Raw genomic sequence first — 20,611 nt, 5'->3', positions numbered from 1 at the left:
ATAACGGGAGTTTATGGCCAGTGCAACTAGGCGTACCTCGCTACGGCGGCAAACCAGTTGCTGAATTTGTTCATTCAGTGGCCCAGAGGCAAGTTTTAGACCCGTTTATGTCTATACTTCAGTTCGACGCCAACATCCACGACACGCCCCATGATCGCTCGCCAATTGCTGTTCCTGTTTAGCGCCCTCGGCGCCATCAACGGCATTTTCCTGGCCGTCTATTTTTTCAGCCGCCGGCCCCGCTGCCTCGCCGACTGCATGCTGGGGGCATTGCTGCTTGCCGTCGGGGTGCGCACCGCCAAGTCCGCTTTCCTCTACTTCAATCCTGCGATCGCCATCGAATTCCGCCAGCTGGGCCTGTCGGCCTGCCTGCTGATCGGTCCCTTGACCTATCTCTATGTACGCGCCTTCATCGCCGGGCTGGCGCAACGGCCTGCCGGACAAGCATGGCGCTGGCATCTGGGCTTGTCCTTCCTGCTGATCGGCATTGGCGTTGCCTTTCCATATTCCGCGTATCGTGCTGTGTGGAACCAGTCGAGCCATGCCATTCATGTGTTTTGGCTATGCTACCTGCTGGCAACCGCCAGGCTGCTGTGGCAAAGCCGCCGTGCATGGTGGAACGAGGGACAGCGGATGGCGACCAGCAGCGTGCTCCTGCTGAGCGTCTTTGCAGGCAGTTGTCTCATGTTGGCGGCCTACGCAAGCACGCCGTTCACGTCCTATATTGTCGGCGCCTTGTCGTTCACCTTCTCGCTGTATGTGGCGGTGATGGTCTTTCTGCTGAGAAAGGAAATCCTGGCGCCTGCCGACCCGCAGCAAAAGTACCGGAATAGCCGCCTGACGCACGACGATACGCTTGCCGTGCTCGCCGCGCTGGAACAACAGATGAGCGGGCAGAAATCCTATCTGAATCCGAACCTGACCCTGGCCCAACTCGCCAAGCGGGCGGGATGCACGCAGGCGCAGGTGTCGCAGGTATTGAATGACAAGCTGGGCAAGAGCTTCACTACCTACGTCAACGAATACCGTATCGCCGAAGCGAAACAGGTATTGAGCGACGAGCCGCAATGGAACATGGATAGCGTCGCCGAGCGCTGCGGGTTCAATTCCAGTTCCACCTTCTATTCGACCTTCAAGAAAGTGGCTGGCCAGACTCCCGCCAGCTTCCGGGCCCAATCCAGCCAGGCGGCCAGGGCCATTTCCGCGTAAAACCTCTCCGGAATCGCCATTCCGGAGTCTGAAATCATGTTTGGCGACATCAATTCCCCTGCATTTCGATAAATTATCGACCACCAGCGATCTGAAATAGTCGTTGCTCCGATAAACGCAGTTCTACATGCAGGGTACATCCATGATTCAGTTTTTATTGCGAACGATACTCGCCTGTTGCTTGTTAAGCATCACCGCCGTCGGCACCGCCGCAACCGCAGACCAGGACGAAAATGCCATCCGGGAAACCGTGCGCTTGTATATGCATGGCACCAGCTTTAACGTACAGAGCGAGATCAACCAGGCCTTTTATGCCAGTTCCCGCCTTTACCTGGACGGCAAAAACGATGCGGAATGGGAGTTGAGCGGTCCGGAATACGCCAAACTCTTTTCCCAAGAGAAAATAGGGCAATTCAATGGGCGCCACGGGCGATTGATCAAGGTCGATGTGAACGGCAAGGTGGCCACCGCCAAGGCCGAGATCCACATTCCCCAGCAAGGGGTGCGCTATGTGGATGTCTTTCTGTTGAAAAAGATCGCCGGCAACTGGAAGATCATCAGCAAGTCGGCAGATCGCGAGCCAGCAGCCCCGCGCCAGGCACGCAAGGTGCTGCTGGTCGTGTCGAATGTGCATCAGTATCCCGGCACAAAGGTTAACGCTGGCAATAATTTTCCGGAGATCGCGTATACCTATGATGTCTTTCGCAAAGCAGGGTACGCCGTCGACTTCGTCAGTCCCGAGGGGGGCGCCATTCCCCTGGAAATGATCGTCACGTCGGACGCGCTGCTCAAGAAGCATCTGTACGACAGTGATTTCATGTGGGCGCTGGCCCATACCAAGCCCGTCTCCGAGGTCAGGGCAGACGAGTATGCGGGCATGGCTTTCGTCGGTGGCGGCGCGGCCATCGTCGGCATCCCGGACAACAAGCCGCTGCAGGACATCGCCTTGCGTATCTACGAACAACAGGGCGGGGTGATCGCGGCCATCTGCCATGGCACCGAGGGCATCAAGAATCTGAAGCTGCGTGACGGTACTTTCCTGATCCAGGGCAAGGTGCTCACCTCGTTCCCCGATGCGTTTCTCAACAAGGAATCGCCGGTATACAAGGCCTACCCCTTTTCGGCAGAAGCGAGCATCAAGGGCCATGGCGGCATATTCAGGCACGGCGCCAACGGCAAGAGCCACGTCGAAGTCGACGGCCGGCTGGTGACGGGCATGAGCTGGGAGTCGTCCGTCGGCGTGGCGGAATCCATGATCCGCCTGCTCGAGCAGTAGATTTACGGAGCGCGGCGCATTTCCGCCACAAAATCGTAATGATCGCTGCGGCAATACGAATGCGTGAGTTCCACCGCTTCGCCCGACTCCAGGTAGGCGATGCGCGTGATGAACAGCACGGCCTGGCCATCGGGGATGCCCAGCTGCTTGGCCAGCACGTCCGTCGCATTCATGGCGCGGATGTGCTGCAAGGCGCGCACGGGGGCCTTCTTGATGCTGCTCAAGTATTCATACAGCGAGTCGCCCATGGTATCCGGGTCCGGCACCACGCTGAACGGCAGCACGCTCACTTCATACGCCATCACGACGTCGTCGGCCAGGCGCAAGCGCTCCAGGCGCGCCACTTTCGTGTTCTGCGCCAGGCCCAGGCTCAGCTGCTCATCGCTGCTGGCGATGACGACTTCGCGCTTGAGCCAGCGCGAACCGGGGCGGTAGCCGCGCTGCTGCAGCTGCTCGGAAAAGCTCGACAGGTTCGACAGCGGCTGCTCGATGCGCGGGGCAATATAGTTGCCCGAGCCGCGGCGGCGCACGACGAGACCTTGCTCGACGAGCTGGTCGATGGCCTTGCGGGCAGTCACGCGCGATACGTCAAGCAGTTCGGACAGGGTACGTTCGGATGGCAGGGCCTGGTCTACCTGGTAGCGGCCGTTGCGTACGTCATCGCTCAGCTTGCGGGCGATCTGCATATATAAAGGCGAATTGTCATTTAAATCGACCTTGAGTTCTACGCTGGTCTGGCTCATACAGTTCTCCTTGTCCTCCTAGTGTAATAGCGATGGCGCCTGCGCGTAGCCCGTCCACCCATGAATAAATGGAAAATGACCATAAATAACGGTTATACACTTAAAAAAACAATGTTTTACCGTACGTATAGCTTTGCATTATAGATAAATAAGCAATTTTCATTAGCCATGTAAACCATCGCGCCCTATGCTGGTGACGCCTCCACCACATCGGACAACAGGGAAACATGCACAATAAAATGACGGGTTTACTGGGCTTGCTGCTGCTGGGCACGACCTGGAGCGCGCTGGCCGCCCCGCCCGGCAGCGGCAGCGACTTGGTCTCTCAAAACGCAGGGCCGCGCGCGCTCGATGCCACGCTGGCCGCCATCGTCGACGATGCGGCCCACCCGCTGGCCAGCCTGTCCGTGCTGGCCATCCGCCATGGCAAGGTGTCTTATCAGCAACAATTTGGCTGCCGGCACATGGCCGCCACGCCGGCGGACAGCTTGCCCGTGACGCCGGCCACCCTGTTCCGCATCGCTTCCGTCTCGAAGATGATGACCACGCTGGGCCTGATGCGGCTGGTCGAGCAGGGCAAGCTGAGCCTGGACCAGGACGTGGGCATTTATCTGGGCTTTTCCCTGCGCAACCCGCATTTTCCCCAGCAACCGTTGACCCTGCGCAGCTTGCTCAGCCACACTTCCTCGCTGCGCGACGCGGGCGGCTACGCCTGGGGGCCGGAACGCAGCCTGCGCGACGTGTTTACGGCCGGCGGCGACAGCATGTGGGATCGCGCCGCAGCGCCGGGCCGCTACTTTACGTATTCCAACCTGAACTGGGGCGTGATCGGCACGGTGATGGAAAAAGTCACGGGCGAGCGCTTCGACTTGCTGATGCGCCGTCTGCTGCTCGATCCCCTCGATGTGCGCGGCGGCTACAACCCGGCCGCCTTTTCCCCGGAAGAGGTCGCAAATACGGCCACCCTGTACCGCAAGCGCACGCTGGAGACGGAAGTGTGGCAGCCGCACGGGCCATGGATCGCCCAGGCCGACGATTTTTACCAGCGTCCACCGGCCGGCATGGCCAGCTATGTGATCGGCAGCAACGCCACCGTCTTCAGTCCCACGGGCGGCTTGCGCATTTCCGCCGCGGGACTGGGCAAGGTCATGCAGATGCTGCTCGACGGGGGCCGCTACCAGGATCAGCAGCTATTGCAGCCGGCCAGCATCGCGCTGATGTTTGGCCGGCAATGGCAATTGGCGCCAGACGCCGGCAATGGCGACAGCGAGCGGGGCCTGTACCGCGCCTGGGGGCTGGGCAACCAGCAATTCGACGCGGTGGCGGGGCAGGGCAATGGCCTGGTCGAGGGCGCCGGCTTCACGGCCGTGGGCCATTTGGGCGACGCGTATGGCCTGGTGTCCGCCTTCGTGCTCGATTTCAAGAACCGGAACGGCATGGTGATGCTGGTGGGCGGCACGGGCAGCGATCCCGAACGCTATCCGGGCACGTATTCCGCCATGGGCCGCAGCGAGGAATTGATACTCACCACCCTATACCGTGGTGCGATTGACAAGCATGAATAATTTGCACTGAAACAGTGCATTCCTGAAAGTTATGGCTGCACCATGATGTTTCATTGGCTGCGTTGACGGCCAGCCTCTAAGCTCTTCCCGAATGCTCCCGCACCATGGGAGCGCAACGCAGCGAGGCAACATGCAGCAACAAGTCATCATCATCGGCGGCGGCATCGTCGGTCTGACATCGGCCTGGTGGCTGGCCGAGGCCGGCTACAGGGTCACTGTACTGGAACGCAATGAACAAGTGGCCATCGCCGCCAGCTACCGCAATGGCGGCCAGCTCAGCTATCGCTATGTGGCGCCCTTGGCGGACGCGGGCGTGCCCTTCAAAGCCTTGCAGTGGCTGCTGCAAAAAGACGGTCCGCTGCGCTTCCGTCCCGAGGCGGACTGGCGCCAATGGCGCTGGATGGCCAGTTTCTTGCGCAATTGCAACAGCGCCAGCAATACCCGCACGACGGCCAAGCTGCTGCAACTGGGAGAATGGAGCCGCGCCGGCATGGCGCAGCTGGAATTGACGGTGCCGCCGGAAGCGTATGCCTGGCGCGATGCTGGCAAGCTCATCGTCTACCGCACGCCCGCCATCTTTCAGCGGGCCGTGGCGCGGCCCGAGTCGGAAGAGGCGCGCGTCGTCCTGTCGCCGCTGGAAGCCGTGCAGCGCGAACCAGCGCTGGCGGCCTTGCAGGGTGCCCTGGCGGGCGGTATCTTTACCGAAGGGGAAGCCGTGGCCGATTGCCACGCCTTTTGTCTGGCCCTGGAAGCGCGTTTGCTGCAGCACCCGAATTTTTCCCTGCTGCTGAAGGGCGAGGCGCGCCGCCTCGTCACGCACAAGGGCAAGGTCACGGGCGTCAACACCAGCCTGGGCCTGTTGCAGGCAGATCACTATGTGCTGGCGGCCGGCATCCAGAGCCGCGACCTGGCCGCCACGGCGGGCGTCTACCTGCCCCTGTACCCGCTGAAGGGCTACAGCCTGACGGCGCCCATCCGCGCGCAGGACCAGGCGCCCGAGATCAGCATCACGGATTTCGAACGCAAGGTGCTGTATGCGCGCATAGGCGGCGACCTGCGCGTGGCCGCCATGGTCGACATGGTGGGCGCCGACAACAGCATCGACTGGAACCGCATCGCCGGCCTGACGCGGCTGGCGCGCGAAGCCATGCCGCGCGGCGCCGACTACGACCAGGCCACGGCCTGGGCCGGCCTGCGCCCCGCCACGCCGAACAGCGCGCCGCTGGTGGGCGCCAGCAAAGTCGGCAATCTGTGGCTGAACGTGGGCCATGGTCCGCTGGGCTTTACCTTTGCCGCCGGCACGGCGCGCATCCTGGCCGACCTCATGGAGGGCAAGGCGCCGCCGTTCGCGCTGGACTTCCTCAGCCCGAAAAAATAGCTGCCCAAGGCGGTGCGCACGCGCCGCTGCCGTTATGGCGGATAATTGCGGAACTTTTCCGTTCTCCTGTCTGCCAGCGCATGCCCACACCCTCGACCTCTGCCGCCTGCCCCTGTGGCGGCGCCTCCTACGCCAGCTGCTGCGGCCCGTATATCGCGGGAGACGCCTTGCCGCCCACGGCCGAAGCCCTGATGCGCTCGCGCTACACGGCCTTCACCTTGCGCGACGAGCCCTATCTGCGCGCCACCTGGCACGCCAGCACCTGTCCCGCCGACGCTTTATTCGCCGAAGAAGAAAAAGTCCACTGGCTGGGACTTGAGGTAAAATCTGCTTTACGTTTACGTCAACGTAAAGCAGAATCAGCAGATCAAGCCGAAGAGATACAGCGCGACAGCGTGGAATTCGTGGCCCGCTACAAGGTCAACGGCCGCGCGCACCGCCTGCATGAAGTGAGCCGCTTCGTGCGCGAGGCGGACAAGCGCGGTGGTGGCGCCCTGCGCTGGTTTTATCTCGACGGCAGTTTTCCCGAATAGCGCGACCCGAGAGACCGGGCGATAATAAAAAGGAACCGCAATGCCGCACATCGAAAGCAAACTCAATCCGCGCAGTGAAGATTTCAAGGCCAATGCCGCGGCCATGCAAGCCATCGTCGACGATTTGCGCGACAAGGTCGAGAAAATCGCGGCCGGCGGCGGCGAGGCGGCGGCCGCCAAGCACCTGGCGCGCGGCAAGCTGCTGCCACGCGACCGCGTGCAGATGCTGCTCGATCCCGGCACGCCCTTCCTCGAGTTTTCCCAAATGGCGGCTTACGCCATGTACCAGGACGCCAAGGGCGTCGACGCGGCGCCTTCCGCCGGCATCATCACCGGCATCGGCAGGGTCTCGGGCCAGGAATGCGTCATCGTCTGCAACGACGCCACCGTCAAGGGCGGCACGTATTACCCGATGACCGTGAAAAAGCATTTGCGCGCCCAGGAAATCGCCGACCAGAACAACCTGCCCTGCATCTACCTGGTCGACTCGGGCGGCGCCAACCTGCCGAACCAGGACGACGTCTTCCCCGACCGCGACCATTTCGGCCGCATCTTCTATAACCAGGCGAACCTGTCGGCCAAGGGCATCCCGCAAATCGCCGTCGTGATGGGCTCTTGCACGGCGGGCGGCGCCTACGTGCCGGCCATGAGCGACGAATCGATCATCGTCAAGGAACAGGGCACGATTTTCCTCGGCGGCCCGCCGCTGGTGAAAGCAGCGACGGGTGAAGTGGTGACGGCCGAAGACCTGGGCGGCGGCGACGTGCATACGCGTTTGTCCGGCGTGGTCGACCACCTGGCGCAGAACGACTTGCACGCGCTGTCGCTGGCGCGCACCATCGTCTCAAACCTGAACCGTAAAAAACCGCAGCAGATGGCCTTGCGCGACTCCGTCGAGCCGAAATACCCGACGCAGGAACTGTATGGCGTGATCCCCGTCGACACGCGCAAACCGTTCGACGTGCGCGAGGTGATCGCGCGCATCGTCGACGGCAGCGATTTCGACGAATTCAAGGCCCGCTACGGCACCACCCTGATCTGCGGCTTCGCGCATATCTATGGCGTCAAAGTCGGCATCATCGCCAATAATGGCATCTTGTTCTCCGAATCGGCCCTGAAAGGCACGCATTTCATCGAATTGTGCTGCCAGCGCAAGATCCCGCTCGTCTTCCTGCAAAATATCACGGGCTTCATGGTGGGCCGCAAATACGAAAACGAGGGCATTGCCCGCAATGGCGCCAAGATGGTGACGGCCGTCGCGACGGCTAGCGTGCCAAAGTTCACGGTGATCATCGGCGGCAGCTTCGGCGCCGGCAATTACGGCATGTGCGGCCGCGCGTTTTCGCCCCGCTTCATGTGGATGTGGCCGAATGCCCGTATTTCCGTCATGGGCGGCGACCAGGCCGCATCCGTGCTGGCCACCGTCAAGCGCGACGGCATCGAAGGCAAGGGCGGGCAGTGGAGCGCGGACGAGGAAGCGGCCTTCAAGCAGCCGATCAAGGAGCAATACGAACACCAGGGCCACCCGTACTACGCCACCGCGCGCCTGTGGGACGATGGCGTGATCGACCCGGCCGACACCCGCATGGTGCTGGGCCTGGGCCTGTCGGCCGCCTTGAACGCGGAAATCCCGGACACGAAGTTCGGCGTATTCCGCATGTAAGCGGCATTCAGGGAGAAGATAATGGAATTTGAAACCTTAAAGCTGGTCATCGAAGGCAATGTCGCCACCGTGACCCTGAACCGCCCGGACGTGCGCAACGCCTTCAACGAGACGACGATCGCCGAACTGGCGCGCGCCTTCGAGGGTCTGGGACGCAGCGACATGGTGCGCGCCATCGTGCTGGCCGCGAATGGCGCCGCCTTTTGCGCCGGCGCGGACTTGAACTGGATGAAGAAGATGGCAAGCTACACGCATGCCGAAAACCAGGCCGACGCGCTGCAGCTGGCGCAGATGCTGCGCACGATTTACCTGTGTCCGAAACCCGTGGTGGCGAAGGTCCAGGGCGACTGCTATGCGGGCGGCATGGGCCTCGTCGCCGCATGCGATATCATTCTGGTTGCGGAAGACGTGCATTTCTGCCTGAGCGAAGTGCGGCTGGGACTGATTCCCGCCACTATTTCACCGTATGTCATCAAGGCCATGGGCGAAAACGCGGCACGCCGCTATTTCCTGACCGCCGAGCGATTCTCCGCTCAGGAAGCGCTGCGCATCGGCTTTGCCCACGAGGTAGTCGAGGCAGACGCGCTGGACGCGAAAACGGCCGAGGTGCTCAAAGCGCTGACGGGCAACAGCCCGCACGCCGTGGCGCAAGCGAAAACGCTGGTGCGCGAGATCGTCGGCCAACCCGTCGACGACGCGCTGCTGGCGGACACCGCCGAGCGCATCGCGCAGATCCGCGCCTCGGAGCAGGGACGCGAAGGCGTGCAATCGTTCCTCGACAAGCGCAAGCCGAGTTGGCTCATGGGCTAGCAATATCATTGGAGCAGTTTTGAAAGCAGAAAAACAATCGGGCTGGGTCGAACGCAGTCTGCGCAGCGTGTGGCATCCGTGCACGCAAATGCAGCACCACGAGACGGTCCCATTGATCCCCGTCAGCCACGGCCGCGGCGCCTGGCTGTATGATCACGAAGGACGACGCTACCTGGACGCCATCAGCTCCTGGTGGGTGAACCTGTTCGGCCACGCGAATCCGCGCATCAATGCGGAGCTGAAGGACCAGCTGGACCGCCTGGAACACGCGATGCTGGCCGGCTTTACGCATGAACCGGTGATCGAGCTGTCGGAAAAGCTCTCCGCCTTGACGGGCGGCGTGCTTGGCCACAGCTTTTACGCGTCCGACGGGGCGTCGGCCGTGGAAATCGCCCTGAAAATGAGTTTTCACGCCTGGCGCAACAGCGGCAAGGGTGAAAAACAGGAATTCGTCTGTCTGAAAGGCAGCTACCACGGCGAAACCATCGGCGCGCTGGCCGTCACGGACGTCGCCCTGTTCAAGGATGCCTACGGCCCCTTGCTGCGGGCAACGCAGACGGTGATGTCGCCCGACTTCCGCCAGGCGGCCGAAGGCGAGTCCGCCCAAGACGTGGCGCGCCGCGCGGCGGCCGAAGTGGAACAGCTGTTCCAGCAGAAATCAGAAAAAATCGCCGCCATCATCATCGAACCGCTGGTGCAGTGCGCCACGGGCATGGCCATGCACGACCCGCTGTACCTGTCGCTGGTGCGCGCCCTGTGCGACCGCTATCAAGTCCATCTGATCCTCGATGAAATCGCCGTCGGCTGCGGCCGCACGGGCACCTTCTTTGCCTGCGAACAGGCCGGCATCTGGCCCGACTTCGTCTGCCTGTCGAAAGGCATCAGCGGCGGCTATCTGCCTTTATCGCTGGTGATGACGCGCGAAGACATCTACCAGGCGTTCTACAGCACCGACGTGCGCCGCGGCTTTTTGCATTCGCACTCGTACACGGGCAACCCGCTGGCCTGCCGCGCCGCGCTGGCGACGCTGTCCATCTTCGAGGAAGACGACGTGCTGGCCACCAACCGCGTGCGTGCCGAGAAGATCACGCAAGCACTGGCGCCGCTGGCGCAGCATAACAAGGTAAAAAACTTCCGTCAGCAGGGCATGATCTGGGCGTTTGACGCCGTCGATGCGGCGCCCGATTTTTCGCGCCGCTTCTTCAGCACGGCGCTGGAACATGAACTGTTGATGCGCCCCATCGGCTCCACCGTCTACCTGATGCCGCCGTACATCCTCGACGACGCAGAGATCGCGGGCCTGGGCCAGCAGACCCTGGCCGTCTTCAATCATGTGATCGGGGCCTGAGATGGAACTGATCGCCCGATTACAACAGCAGCTGCAAGGGCTGGAAGAGCGCAGCCTGATCCGCCGCCGCCGCACCGTCGACACGCCGTGCGCGCCGCGCCTGACGGTGGACGGCCGCGCCATGCTGGCCTTTTGCAGCAATGACTACCTGGGCCTGGCGTCGCATCCGCGCATCGTCGCGGCGCTGAAAGAGGGCGCCGACCTGTATGGCGCGGGCAGCGGCGCGTCGCACCTGATCAGCGGCCATGGCCGCGCCCACGCGCAGCTGGAAGAGCGCCTGGCCAATTTCGTGGGCGCCAACCTGGAAAACGCCCGCGCCCTGTATTTCTGCACCGGCTACATGGCCAATCTGGCCGTGCTGACGGCCCTGTCGGCGGGCGACGCGGACGCGGAGATTTTCTCGGAAGCGCTGAACCACGCTTCGCTGATCGACGGCACGCGCCTGGCCCGCGTGAAAACGCGCGTATATCCGCACGCCGACCTCGACGCCCTGGCGGCCCTGCTGGCGGCCAGCACGGCAAAAACGAAAATCGTCGTCACCGACAGCGTCTTCAGCATGGATGGCGACCTGGCGCCGCTGCCCGCGCTGCTGGCCCTGTGCGAACAATACGGCGCCTGGCTGGTGGTCGACGACGCGCACGGCTTCGGCGCGCTGGGAGCCAACGGCCGCGGCGCGCTCGAACACTTCGACCTGCATTCGCCCTACCTCGTCTACGTGGGCACCCTGGGCAAGTCGGCCGGCGTGGGCGGCGCCTTTGTGTGCGCGCACGAAGCCGTGATCGACACCCTGATACAAAAGGCGCGCCCGTACATCTTCACCACGGCGGCCGCGCCCGCGCTGGCGCATGCGCTGCTGGCCAGCCTGGACATCATCGCCGGCGAGGAAGGCCGGCAGCGCCGCGCCCACCTGGCGGCGCTGGTGGCGCAATGGAACGACGGCCTGCAGCTGCAACGCTGGCAAGCCTTGCCCTCGGTGACCGCCATCCAGCCCGTCATCATCGGCGAGAACGCGGACATGCTGGACATCGCCGCCACCCTGTATGAACAGGGCCTGTGGGTCGGCGCGATCCGCCCGCCCACCGTGCCGGCGGGGTCGGCGCGCCTGCGCGTCACCCTGTCGGCCGGCCACACGGCGCAGGAAGTGGCGCAATTGATCAACGCAGTCAACACCCTGGAAAGGACTCGCCATGAGCCTTGATGATCCTATCGTGACGGAAGTGCTGGCGGACCTGGCGCCGGCCGTGCAGCCGGCTCCGGCCATTGCCGGCCTGCCCTCGCGCTTTGCCTGTTTCGTCACCGGCACCGACACGGAAATCGGCAAGACATTGACGTCGTCGGCCCTGCTGCACGCGCTGGTCGCGCGCGGCGTGCGCGCCTGCGGCATGAAGCCTGTCGCCGCCGGCGCCGAAATGCGCGACGGCGAACTGCATAATGAAGACGCCGACAGCCTGATCGCCGCCGGCAACGTCACCATGCTGCGCAGCCTGACGACGCCCTACATGCTGAAGGAACCGGCCGCGCCGCACATCGCCGCCGCACTCGAAGGCGTCAGCATCGAATCGGTGCCCATCCTGGCCGCCTACCTGGAAATCGCCGCCGCCTCGGACGCCGTGGTGGTCGAAGGCGTGGGCGGTTTCCGCGTGCCGCTGTCGCCCGGCTTTGATTCGGCCGACCTGGCGCAGCAGCTCGACCTGCCCGTGATCCTCGTGGTCGGCATGCGCCTGGGCTGCATCAGCCAGGCCTTGCTGACGGTGGAAGCCGTCGAGGCGCGCGGCCTGACGGTCGTCGGCTGGGTCGCCAACACGCTGGAAGTGGAAATGCGCTTCCTCGACGAAAATATCGATGCGCTGATCGAGCGCATCCCGGCGCCGCTGCTGGGCAGGGTGCCGCGCCTGGCGCAGCCGAGCGCGCAAGCGGCGGCGTCCTATCTCGATTTCACCGGCTTGCCCAACTGGCCGGCGCAGCATCCCAACACTTAATGTAGCTAAAAAATAGAAGCGAAGGAATCACCATGTCTTTAGTCCAAGAAGCAGCAAAAACCGTCGAACTGCACCGCCCTGCGGCGCGCATCACCGTGCCGGAAGCGGCCACCTGGCCCGTCGCCGACGTGCTGGCCCTGTTCGACCTGCCATTCAATGACCTGATGTTCAAGGCCCAGCAAACCCACCGCGTCAACTTCCCCGACGGCGACGTGGAACTGGCGACCCTGTTGTCGATCAAGACGGGCGGCTGCGAGGAAGACTGCGGCTACTGCCCGCAGGCGGCCCGCTACGACACGGGCGTGGAAGCGAAAAAAATCCTCGACATCGACACGGTACTCGACGCGGCGCGCCAGGCAAAAGCCAACGGCGCCACGCGCTTCTGCATGGGCGCCGCCTGGCGCAGCCCGAAAGAGCGCGACATGGAAAAAGTCGAAGAGATGGTGACCAAGGTCAAGGCGCTGGGCCTGGAAACATGCGCTACTTTGGGTATGCTGGAAGAAGGACAAGCGGACCGCCTGAAAAACGCGGGCCTCGACTTCTACAACCACAACCTCGATACGGCGCCCGAGTTCTACGACAACGTCATCTCGACGCGCGAATACCAGGACCGCCTGGACACCCTGGGCCGCGTGCGCGAAGCAGGCTTGAAAGTATGCTGCGGCGGCATCGTCGGCATGGGTGAAACGCGCTTGCAGCGCGCGGGCCTGATCGCCCAGCTGGCCAATCTGAATCCGTATCCGGAATCGGTGCCCGTCAACCACCTGGTGCAGGTGGAAGGCACGCCACTGTACGGCATGGAAGCGCTCGATCCGTTCGAATTCGTGCGCACCATCGCCGTGGCCCGCATCACCATGCCGAAGGCGCGCGTGCGCCTGTCGGCCGGTCGCCGCCAGATGGGCGAAGCCGTGCAAGCCATGTGCTTCCTGGCCGGCGCCAATTCCATCTTCTACGGCGACAAGCTGCTCACCACCGACAACCCGGAAGCGGAAGACGACCGCGTCCTGTTGAACAAGCTGGGCCTGCAAACGCGCGGCGCCATGCTGGACTCGGTACAGAAAGAGAAGTGCGGCTGCTGATCCAGCCATCGGAATGCGCCCCACCAGGGCGCATTCCTTCATCGCGACACCTCAGATAAAAAACTTCCAGCCACGAGCTGCAAAGAGAGAGACCATGTTCACTAAAATCCTGATCGCCAACCGCGGCGAAATCGCTTGCCGTGTCGCCGCTACCGCGCGCCGCATGGGCATCCAGACCGTCGCCGTGTATTCGGAAGCGGACGCCAACGCCAAGCATGTCGCCGTGTGCGACGAAGCCGTCCTGATCGGCCCCGCGCCGGCCAAGGAAAGCTATCTGTGCGGCGACAAGATCATCGCCGTGGCGCTGGCCACTGGCGCGCAGGCGATCCATCCCGGCTACGGCTTCCTGTCCGAAAACGCGGATTTCGCCGACGCCTGCCACGCGGCGGGCCTCGTCTTCATCGGCCCGCCGGCGTCCGCCATGCGCGCCATGGGCTCCAAATCGGCAGCCAAGTCGCTGATGGAAAAAGCGAATGTCCCGCTGGTGCCCGGCTACCATGGCGAGGAACAGGATGCGGACTTTTTGCACACGCAAGCAGACAAGATCGGCTACCCCGTCCTGCTGAAGGCTTCGGCCGGCGGCGGCGGCAAGGGCATGCGCGTCATCGACAACAGCGCCGACTTCAAGGCCGCGCTGGCCTCGTGCAAGCGCGAAGCGATCAGCTCTTTCGGCGACGACAAGGTGCTGGCCGAAAAATACCTGTCGCGCCCGCGGCATATCGAAATCCAGGTGTTCGCCGATACGCTCGGCAACTGCATCTACCTGTTCGAGCGCGATTGTTCGGTGCAGCGCCGCCATCAAAAGGTGCTGGAAGAAGCGCCGGCGCCGGGCATGCCGGCCGAGCGCCGCGCAGCCATGGGCGAAGCGGCCGTCGCCGCCGCCAAGGCCGTCGGCTACGTGGGCGCGGGCACGGTGGAATTCATCGCCAACCAGGATGGTTCGTTCTACTTCATGGAGATGAACACGCGCCTGCAGGTCGAGCATCCGGTGACGGAAATGATCACCGGCACCGACCTGGTGGAATGGCAGTTGCGCGTCGCCTTTGGCGAGCCGCTGCCGAAAAAACAGAGCGAACTGGCGATCCACGGCCACGCCATCGAGGCGCGCATCTACGCGGAAAATCCGGAGAAGGGCTTCCTGCCGTCGATCGGCACCCTGCGCCACATGCAGTCGCCATCGGCCGTGACGTTCGAACTGGGTGGCACGGTCGTGCCGGCGTCCGTGCGCATCGATTCGGGCGTGCGCGAAGGCGATGCGATTTCGCCATTCTACGACCCGATGATCGCCAAGTTGATCGTCTGGGGCGCGGACCGCCGCGAAGCGCTGGCGCGCATGGCGCAAGCGCTGTCGGAATACCAGATCGTAGGACTGGCCAGCAATATCGCCTTCCTGAAACGCCTGGTCGAAGGCCGGGCATTTTCCAGCGCGGACCTGGACACGGGTTTGATCGAGCGCAATCAAGCGTCGCTGTTCCCCGCCCTGCAGGCGGCGCCCGACACGGCCCTGGCGCTGGCGTCCGTGGCCCTGCTGCTGGAAGAAAAAGCGGCCGCCGAAGCGCAATCGGCCAACCGCGCCGACCCGTGGGGCAATGCCCTGGGCTGGCGCTTGAACAGCACCCTGGGACGCAGCCTGGCGTTTGCCGACGAATTCGCGCTGGCCGGCGACAGCAAGGCCTATGCCGCGCGCATCGCCTACCAGACGGATGGCTGGCTGTTCAACGGCCAGCCCCTGACCTTGACGGCGCGCAAAGGCAACGAGCTGCACATCAAGCTGGGCGAGCGTGCCGTGCATGGCACCGTGCTGCGCGACGGCGAGCAATTCCACGTGTTCACCAGCGGCTTGCACCACACCCTGCACTACAGCGACCCGATGGCGCATGCGGGCGAAACGGAAGCGGAAGGCGGCCGCCTGACGGCGCCGATGCCGGGCAAGGTCGTCGCCGTGCTGGTCAACCAAGGCCAGGACGTCAAGAAGGGCGAGCCGCTGGTCATCATGGAAGCGATGAAGATGGAGCACACGATCGCCGCGCCGCACGACGGCCTGGTGGAAGAGGTGCTGTACGCGGTCGGCGACCAGGTGGCCGATGGCGCGCCGCTGCTGGCCTTCAAGGCCGCCGCCTGAGGAGCGCTCTTGGAAACCTCGATGCGCATCCTGTTACAGCGCGCGGATGGCAAGGAAGCGGCGTGGATCAGCGACTTCCGTGACTTGCTGCCCGAAGCCGAGATTGTCTTCTGGCGCGAGGGCGAGTCGTTCGCGCCCTGCGACTACGCCGTCGTGTGGCAGCCGCCCGCCACCATGCTGCCCGTATTGAGCGAAGTCAAAGCCATCTTCAACACGGGCGCGGGCGTCGACGCGCTGCTGAAATTCGGCGAGGCGCTGCCGGCCCACGTGCCGCTGGTGCGCCTCGACGACGCGGGCATGGGCGTGCAGATGGCCGAATATGTGAGCCATGCCGTGCTGCGCCACTTCCGCCGTTTCGACGACTACGAGGCGCAGGGCCGCGCCGGCATCTGGCAACCGCTACCCGCATTCGACAAGGGGGATTTCCCCGTCGGCGTGCTGGGCATGGGCGTGCTGGGCACCCGCGTGCTGCAAGCGCTGGCGCAGTTCGAATTCCCCCTGCGGGGCTGGAGCCGCAGCCAGAAACACGTCGACGGCGTGCAGTGCTACGCGGGCGAAGAGGGACTCGAAGCCTTTTTACGCGGCACGCGCGTGCTGGTCTGCATGCTGCCGCTCACGCCGGATACGCACAACCTGCTTGACCGCGCACGCCTGTCGATGCTGCTGCCGGGCGCCTACATCATCAACGTGGCGCGCGGCGCGCATCTCGCCGAACCGGATTTGCTGACCCTGATCCGCTCCGGGCACATCGCCGGCGCGACCTTGGACGTGTTCCGCAACGAGCCGCTGCCGCAGCAGCACCCGTTCTGGCAAGAACCGCGCATCACCATCACGCCGCATATTTCGGCCGCCACCCTGCGCCGCGAAAGCGTGGCGCAAATCGCCGCCAAAATGCGCCGCCTGCACGCCGGCGACTCTGTCGCCGGCATCGTCAACCGTTTGCAAGGATATTGAGATGAGCCCTACTACCAGTCTGCCCAAGCAGGTCAAGATCGTCGAAGTGGGTCCGCGCGACGGCCTGCAAAACGAGAAGGAAACCATCAGCGCCGCCGTCAAGATCGAACTGGTCGACCGCCTGACGTTGGCCGGCTTCGCCAATATCGAGGCGGCGTCCTTCGTGTCGCCGAAATGGGTGCCGCAGATGGCCACCAGCGCGGAAGTCATGCAGAAAATCGCGCGCCGCCCCGGCACCATTTATTCGGCGCTGACGCCGAACATGCAGGGTTTCGATGCCGCGCTGGCGGCGCAGGCCGATGAAGTGGTGATCTTCGGCTCCGCCTCCGAGGCGTTCTCGCAAAAGAACATCAACTGCTCCATCGCCGAATCGATCGCCCGCTTCGAAGGCGTGGCGAAAGCGGCCAAGGAACACGGCCTGCGCCTGCGCGGCAGCATCAGCTGCGCCTTCGGCTGCCCCTACCAGGGCGACGTGCCGCTCGACGCCGTGGCCGACGTGGTGAAACGCATGCGCGACCTGGGCTGCGACGAAATCGACATCGCCGACACCATCGGCGTGGCCACGCCGCGCAAGACGCAGGCGGTAATGGAGCGCGCGATCCAGGCTTTCCACGTGGGAGGCCTGTCCGGCCACTTCCACGACACCTATGGCCAGGCGCTGGCGAACATCTACGCCAGCCTGGAAACGGGCATCGCGATCTATCACTCGTCCGTGTCCGGCCTGGGCGGCTGCCCGTACGCCAAGGGCGCCACCGGCAACGTGGCCACCGAAGACGTGCTGTACCTGATGCAGGGGTTGGGCATTGCCACCGGCATCGACCTGGACCTGGTCGTCGATGCGGGCCAGTTCATCTCGCAGCAGCTGGGGCGCAAAGGTTCTAGCCGGGCCGGCAACGCCATCGCGGCGAAACGCCTGGGATAAATAGAAAGGGGCTGCGGCCCCTTTTTGCTGCCGGCCTCGCGCCGCAGGCGCTACAGACGAAAAAAAACCCAAGAGTCGAAACTCTTGGGTTTTTTTCTACAAATTTGGTCGGAGTACAAGGATTCGAACCTTGGACCCCCTGGTCCCAAACCAGGTGCGCTACCGGGCTGCGCCACACTCCGAAGACCAAGATAATACAGGCCGTATCGATTTCGGTCAAGGGTCAGGTGAAACTCTGTGTAAATTATTTACGCGCGGCACTGGAACCCATGTATTTTTCAAAACGATTGAAGTATGCGACACTGGCTTGGCAAGTTTTCCCGATCAGACATGAAGGTGACGACGGCAATGGAGTTCAGGATAGAAAGAAGCGACGGCGGCCGGCCCATGCCGAACCGCCGCGGCATCGTGCTGGGCATCGCCGTGTCCCTGCTGCTGCATGGCGCCTTGATCTATCTATGGCGCCATGTGCAGCCGGCCGCGCGGATGGACACGGCCCCGCGCGTGGAATCGATCGCCGTGTGGATACGTCCGCTGGCCGCCAAGCCCCCGCCGCCGCCCGCCGAAGTGGTCAAGCCAAAACGCGAACCCAAGCCCATCAGCAAGCCAAAGGTCGCCACGGTCCGGGAAACGCCGGCGGCCACCGTGACGCCAGCGGCCAGCCCGCAAGCCATCACGGTCGTGCCGGCATCACCGGCCACGCCAGCGGCCAGTGCCGATACCTTCAGGCAAGAAACCCCGGAAACGCCGAAATTCGACATGGAAGCGGCCAGAAAAACGGCGCGCAAGATGGCGGGCGAACGCGATCCGTCCAAGGTGGGCACGGCCGTGGGGCAAATCCCCGACAAGCCGCTGCAAACGGAAACCCAGCTGGCGCGCGACATCGCACAAGGCAAGCGCGGCGATTGCCGCACGGCCTATTCCGGCGCGGGCTTGCTGGCGCCCGTGCTGATGCTGCTCGACAAGAAGGATAGCGGCTGCAAATGGTGAAGACGTGATTGACTCTACCCATATTGGGTACTATCATACCCAATATGGGTATTTATGCAGACACATTGTTTTCCAAGACACAGCAACGCGTGCTGGCCTTGCTCTTTGGCCAGGCGCAACGCTCTTTCTATGCGAATGAAATCATCGCCTTCGCAGCCATGGGGTCGGGCGCCGTGCAGCGCGAGCTGGCCAAGCTGGAGAAGTCGGCCTTGGTCACGGTGAAAAAAGTGGGCAACCAAAAGCATTATCAGGCGAATCACGCGGCACCCATCTTCGACGAACTGCGCAGCATCGTGCTGAAAACCTTTGGCGTCGCCGACGTGCTGCGCGTGGCGCTACAGCCATACTGGCAGGAAATCGATCTGGCCTTTGTGTACGGTTCGATGGCCAAGGGCACGGAACACGCACACAGCGACATCGACCTGATGGTGATCGGCAGCATGGCATCGAACGCCCAGCTACTGGCGGCGCTGCAACCGGCAGAGCACCAATTGGGACGCAGCATCAATCCCACCTTGTACACGCCGGCAGAATGGCGGCAAAGAATAGACGACGGCAAGTCGTTCGTGGTGCGGGTCCTCGACCAGCCCAGGATTTTTGTCAAAGGAGCCAATGATGACTTCATCAAGCTCACCGGCGCTGGCGAACCTGGCACGCATCGGCCAGCTCAAGGCTGAGCCACCGGACGCCCGCGAACGGGCCGGCTTGCTGCGCTCGGCCACCGTGCGCCTGCGCGATGCCAGGCAGTCGATACTGTCGCTGGAAAGCCGCTTCGACCTGGCGTATAACGCCGCGCATGCAGCTGCCTTGTCTGCGCTGCGTCAACATGGTTATCGCAGCGACAATCGCTATCTCGTCTTTCAAAGCCTGGAACACACGCTGGGTTTCACGCCACAGCAATGGCTGCTGTTAAGCCAGGCGCACAAGAAGCGCAACCTGGCGGAATACGAGGGCGAGCTGGATGTCACGCAGGGCTTTGTCGACGAGTTGATCGAGCATGCGCAACAACTACTCGCGGCGGCACAGGCGCTCGATGTCCAGCCACCGTCCTGATCGCCTTATTCCTGCCCCTTCAACTGCAACGCCCGTTCATACAGGGCGTTTTTCTTGCGGCCCGTGATCTGCGCCGTCAAATTCGCCGCCTGCTTGACGCTGCATTCGGCCAATAAGATATTCAGGATGCGTTCCGCTTCCACGTCTTCCGCGTCCTGCGCTTCCGTGGCGCCTTCCAGCAGGACGACGAATTCTCCCTTTTCCCGGTGCGCATCGGCGCGTATCCACGCCTCTGCCTCGGACAGGGGGCAGCGGTGGATTTCCTCGAACAGTTTCGTCAGTTCGCGCGCAAACACCACCTGGCGCGTCGGCTCGAACGCCGCCGCCAGGGCCGTGGCGCAATCGAGGATGCGGTGCGGCGCTTCATAGAACACCATGGTGGCCGTCACGCCGCGCAGGCTGTGCAGCATGTTTTCGCGCTGCTTGGCCTTGGCCGGCAAGAAGCCGACAAAGTAAAACTGGTCATTCAGCAAGCCGCTGGCGGAAATGGCCGTGATCGCCGCCGATGGGCCGGGCATGGGCAGCACGCGCAAGCCGGCCGCGCGCACGGCGTCGACGATGCGCGCGCCCGGGTCGGACACGGCGGGCGTGCCGGCGTCGGAGACGAGGGCGATGCGCTCGCCTGCATGCAGGCGGGCAATCAAAGTTTGCGCCACTTCGCGTTCGTTATGTTGATGCGCCGCAATCAACGGCTTGTTCAAGCCAAAGCGCGTCAGCAGGTGCGCCGTATTGCGCGTATCTTCACAGGCGACGGCATCGGCAAGGCTCAGCAAATGCAGCGCGCGCAGGCTGATATCGGTCACATTGCCGATCGGCGTGGCCACTATATACAATGTTGCGATAGGATAGACCTGGTGCGCCGCCTCTGTCATGATGGGCAGGCTGGCGATGGAACTGATTTCTTGTACGGTCATTTTGGAGGTTAAATGCTTGCTAATAGTGTGAAGTTACTGCTTGTTTGTGCCGCGACCGGCATGCTGAGCGCTT

Annotated in this window: 19 protein-coding genes and 1 tRNA gene; 17 read left to right on the top strand and 3 right to left on the bottom strand. The window is 63.3% G+C overall.

From position 1 onward, the window contains the following. Positions 1 to 165 precede the first annotated feature (165 nt). Positions 166 to 1,209: a helix-turn-helix transcriptional regulator gene (locus VPH40_RS13610; RefSeq protein ID WP_328573674.1), complete on the top strand. Its 1,044-nt coding sequence runs from the start codon at positions 166 to 168 to the stop codon at positions 1,207 to 1,209. A gap of 142 nt (positions 1,210 to 1,351) precedes the next feature. Then, a complete protein-coding gene (locus VPH40_RS13605; protein ID WP_328573673.1) occupies positions 1,352 to 2,485 on the top strand; it encodes a nuclear transport factor 2 family protein in 1,134 nt (377 codons plus the stop codon). Positions 2,486 to 2,487: 2 nt separating this feature from the next. Here VPH40_RS13605 and VPH40_RS13600 read toward each other — a convergent pair whose 3' ends face one another. Beyond that, a complete protein-coding gene (locus VPH40_RS13600) occupies positions 2,488 to 3,228 on the bottom strand; it encodes a GntR family transcriptional regulator (protein ID WP_077398269.1) in 741 nt (246 codons plus the stop codon). Positions 3,229 to 3,467: 239 nt separating this feature from the next. Between VPH40_RS13600 and VPH40_RS13595 the strand changes: the two genes are divergently transcribed. From VPH40_RS13595 to VPH40_RS13540, 12 genes are all read left to right on the top strand, one after another. Then, positions 3,468 to 4,793: a serine hydrolase domain-containing protein gene (locus VPH40_RS13595; protein ID WP_328573672.1), complete on the top strand. Its 1,326-nt coding sequence runs from the start codon at positions 3,468 to 3,470 to the stop codon at positions 4,791 to 4,793. A gap of 91 nt (positions 4,794 to 4,884) precedes the next feature. Then, complete coding sequence (locus VPH40_RS13590; protein ID WP_328573671.1) at positions 4,885 to 6,171, top strand: D-amino acid dehydrogenase; 1,287 nt, start codon at positions 4,885 to 4,887, stop codon at positions 6,169 to 6,171. Positions 6,172 to 6,251: 80 nt separating this feature from the next. Then, the gene (locus VPH40_RS13585) at positions 6,252 to 6,704 is read left to right on the top strand and encodes a YchJ family protein (RefSeq protein WP_305053610.1); all 453 of its coding nucleotides are present in this window, start codon (positions 6,252 to 6,254) and stop codon (positions 6,702 to 6,704) included. A 40-nt stretch (positions 6,705 to 6,744) separates the two neighbouring features. Then, the gene (locus tag VPH40_RS13580; RefSeq protein WP_099666039.1) at positions 6,745 to 8,367 is read left to right on the top strand and encodes a carboxyl transferase domain-containing protein; all 1,623 of its coding nucleotides are present in this window, start codon (positions 6,745 to 6,747) and stop codon (positions 8,365 to 8,367) included. Positions 8,368 to 8,388: 21 nt separating this feature from the next. Beyond that, positions 8,389 to 9,177 carry an enoyl-CoA hydratase/isomerase family protein gene (locus tag VPH40_RS13575; protein ID WP_328573670.1) on the top strand — a complete coding sequence of 263 codons (789 nt, stop codon included), beginning with the start codon at positions 8,389 to 8,391 and terminating at the stop codon, positions 9,175 to 9,177. A 19-nt stretch (positions 9,178 to 9,196) separates the two neighbouring features. Next, a complete protein-coding gene (bioA, locus tag VPH40_RS13570) occupies positions 9,197 to 10,525 on the top strand; it encodes an adenosylmethionine--8-amino-7-oxononanoate transaminase (RefSeq protein WP_328573669.1) in 1,329 nt (442 codons plus the stop codon). 1 nt (position 10,526) lies between these two features. Continuing rightward, on the top strand, positions 10,527 to 11,723 hold the full coding sequence (gene bioF / locus VPH40_RS13565; RefSeq protein WP_328573668.1) for an 8-amino-7-oxononanoate synthase: 1,197 nt from the start codon (positions 10,527 to 10,529) through the stop codon (positions 11,721 to 11,723). Next, complete coding sequence (gene bioD / locus VPH40_RS13560) at positions 11,713 to 12,504, top strand: dethiobiotin synthase (protein ID WP_328573667.1); 792 nt, start codon at positions 11,713 to 11,715, stop codon at positions 12,502 to 12,504. The genes bioF and bioD overlap by 11 nt, the downstream gene beginning before the upstream one ends. A gap of 32 nt (positions 12,505 to 12,536) precedes the next feature. After that, the gene (gene bioB / locus VPH40_RS13555; protein WP_099666034.1) at positions 12,537 to 13,583 is read left to right on the top strand and encodes a biotin synthase BioB; all 1,047 of its coding nucleotides are present in this window, start codon (positions 12,537 to 12,539) and stop codon (positions 13,581 to 13,583) included. A 94-nt stretch (positions 13,584 to 13,677) separates the two neighbouring features. Continuing rightward, positions 13,678 to 15,705: an acetyl/propionyl/methylcrotonyl-CoA carboxylase subunit alpha gene (locus VPH40_RS13550; RefSeq protein WP_328573666.1), complete on the top strand. Its 2,028-nt coding sequence runs from the start codon at positions 13,678 to 13,680 to the stop codon at positions 15,703 to 15,705. A gap of 21 nt (positions 15,706 to 15,726) precedes the next feature. After that, entirely contained in the window at positions 15,727 to 16,659 is a 933-nt protein-coding gene (locus VPH40_RS13545) for a 2-hydroxyacid dehydrogenase (RefSeq protein WP_328573665.1), read from the top strand. Between the two features lies 1 nt (position 16,660). Then, the gene (locus tag VPH40_RS13540) at positions 16,661 to 17,581 is read left to right on the top strand and encodes a hydroxymethylglutaryl-CoA lyase (RefSeq protein WP_251349682.1); all 921 of its coding nucleotides are present in this window, start codon (positions 16,661 to 16,663) and stop codon (positions 17,579 to 17,581) included. Between the two features lie 105 nt (positions 17,582 to 17,686). Here the strand turns inward: VPH40_RS13540 and VPH40_RS13535 are convergent. Further along, a tRNA-Pro gene (locus tag VPH40_RS13535) sits at positions 17,687 to 17,763 on the bottom strand. A gap of 205 nt (positions 17,764 to 17,968) precedes the next feature. Here VPH40_RS13535 and VPH40_RS13530 point away from each other — a divergent pair. The 3 genes from VPH40_RS13530 (at position 17,969) to VPH40_RS13520 (ending at position 19,624) form a co-directional block, all read left to right on the top strand. Then, entirely contained in the window at positions 17,969 to 18,571 is a 603-nt protein-coding gene (locus tag VPH40_RS13530) for a hypothetical protein (RefSeq protein ID WP_328573664.1), read from the top strand. Positions 18,572 to 18,636: 65 nt separating this feature from the next. Continuing rightward, complete coding sequence (locus VPH40_RS13525; RefSeq protein WP_251349680.1) at positions 18,637 to 19,248, top strand: nucleotidyltransferase domain-containing protein; 612 nt, start codon at positions 18,637 to 18,639, stop codon at positions 19,246 to 19,248. Next, positions 19,187 to 19,624 carry a hypothetical protein gene (locus VPH40_RS13520; RefSeq protein WP_328573663.1) on the top strand — a complete coding sequence of 146 codons (438 nt, stop codon included), beginning with the start codon at positions 19,187 to 19,189 and terminating at the stop codon, positions 19,622 to 19,624. Before VPH40_RS13525 ends, VPH40_RS13520 begins: the two co-directional genes overlap by 62 nt. A 5-nt stretch (positions 19,625 to 19,629) precedes the next feature. Here the strand turns inward: VPH40_RS13520 and rsmI are convergent, their stop codons facing one another. Then, positions 19,630 to 20,538: a 16S rRNA (cytidine(1402)-2'-O)-methyltransferase gene (rsmI, locus tag VPH40_RS13515; protein WP_328573662.1), complete on the bottom strand. Its 909-nt coding sequence runs from the start codon at positions 20,536 to 20,538 to the stop codon at positions 19,630 to 19,632. Between the last annotated feature and the right edge of the window lie 73 nt (positions 20,539 to 20,611).

The organism is Janthinobacterium sp. P210005 (assembly GCF_036231865.1).
Taxonomy (GTDB): domain Bacteria; phylum Pseudomonadota; class Gammaproteobacteria; order Burkholderiales; family Burkholderiaceae_D; genus Janthinobacterium; species Janthinobacterium kumbetense.
Note: the sequence above shows the minus strand (reverse complement) of the source record. Positions and strands in the feature narration are given on the sequence as shown.

Excerpts from the sequence above, each read along its gene's own strand:
- VPH40_RS13605 (WP_328573673.1), top strand. The coding sequence starts at position 1,352 with ATGATTCAGTTTTTATTGCGAACGATACTCGCCTGTTGCTTGTTAAGC.
- VPH40_RS13600 (WP_077398269.1), bottom strand. The coding sequence starts at position 3,228 with ATGAGCCAGACCAGCGTAGAACTCAAGGTCGATTTAAATGACAATTCG.
- VPH40_RS13595 (WP_328573672.1), top strand. The coding sequence starts at position 3,468 with ATGACGGGTTTACTGGGCTTGCTGCTGCTGGGCACGACCTGGAGCGCG.
- VPH40_RS13590 (WP_328573671.1), top strand. The coding sequence starts at position 4,885 with ATGCTCCCGCACCATGGGAGCGCAACGCAGCGAGGCAACATGCAGCAA.
- VPH40_RS13585 (WP_305053610.1), top strand. The coding sequence starts at position 6,252 with ATGCCCACACCCTCGACCTCTGCCGCCTGCCCCTGTGGCGGCGCCTCC.
- VPH40_RS13580 (WP_099666039.1), top strand. The coding sequence starts at position 6,745 with ATGCCGCACATCGAAAGCAAACTCAATCCGCGCAGTGAAGATTTCAAG.
- VPH40_RS13575 (WP_328573670.1), top strand. The coding sequence starts at position 8,389 with ATGGAATTTGAAACCTTAAAGCTGGTCATCGAAGGCAATGTCGCCACC.
- bioF (WP_328573668.1), top strand. The coding sequence starts at position 10,527 with ATGGAACTGATCGCCCGATTACAACAGCAGCTGCAAGGGCTGGAAGAG.
- bioD (WP_328573667.1), top strand. The coding sequence starts at position 11,713 with ATGAGCCTTGATGATCCTATCGTGACGGAAGTGCTGGCGGACCTGGCG.
- bioB (WP_099666034.1), top strand. The coding sequence starts at position 12,537 with ATGTCTTTAGTCCAAGAAGCAGCAAAAACCGTCGAACTGCACCGCCCT.
- VPH40_RS13550 (WP_328573666.1), top strand. The coding sequence starts at position 13,678 with ATGTTCACTAAAATCCTGATCGCCAACCGCGGCGAAATCGCTTGCCGT.
- VPH40_RS13545 (WP_328573665.1), top strand. The coding sequence starts at position 15,727 with ATGCGCATCCTGTTACAGCGCGCGGATGGCAAGGAAGCGGCGTGGATC.
- VPH40_RS13540 (WP_251349682.1), top strand. The coding sequence starts at position 16,661 with ATGAGCCCTACTACCAGTCTGCCCAAGCAGGTCAAGATCGTCGAAGTG.
- VPH40_RS13530 (WP_328573664.1), top strand. The coding sequence starts at position 17,969 with ATGCCGAACCGCCGCGGCATCGTGCTGGGCATCGCCGTGTCCCTGCTG.
- VPH40_RS13520 (WP_328573663.1), top strand. The coding sequence starts at position 19,187 with ATGACTTCATCAAGCTCACCGGCGCTGGCGAACCTGGCACGCATCGGC.
- rsmI (WP_328573662.1), bottom strand. The coding sequence starts at position 20,538 with ATGACCGTACAAGAAATCAGTTCCATCGCCAGCCTGCCCATCATGACA.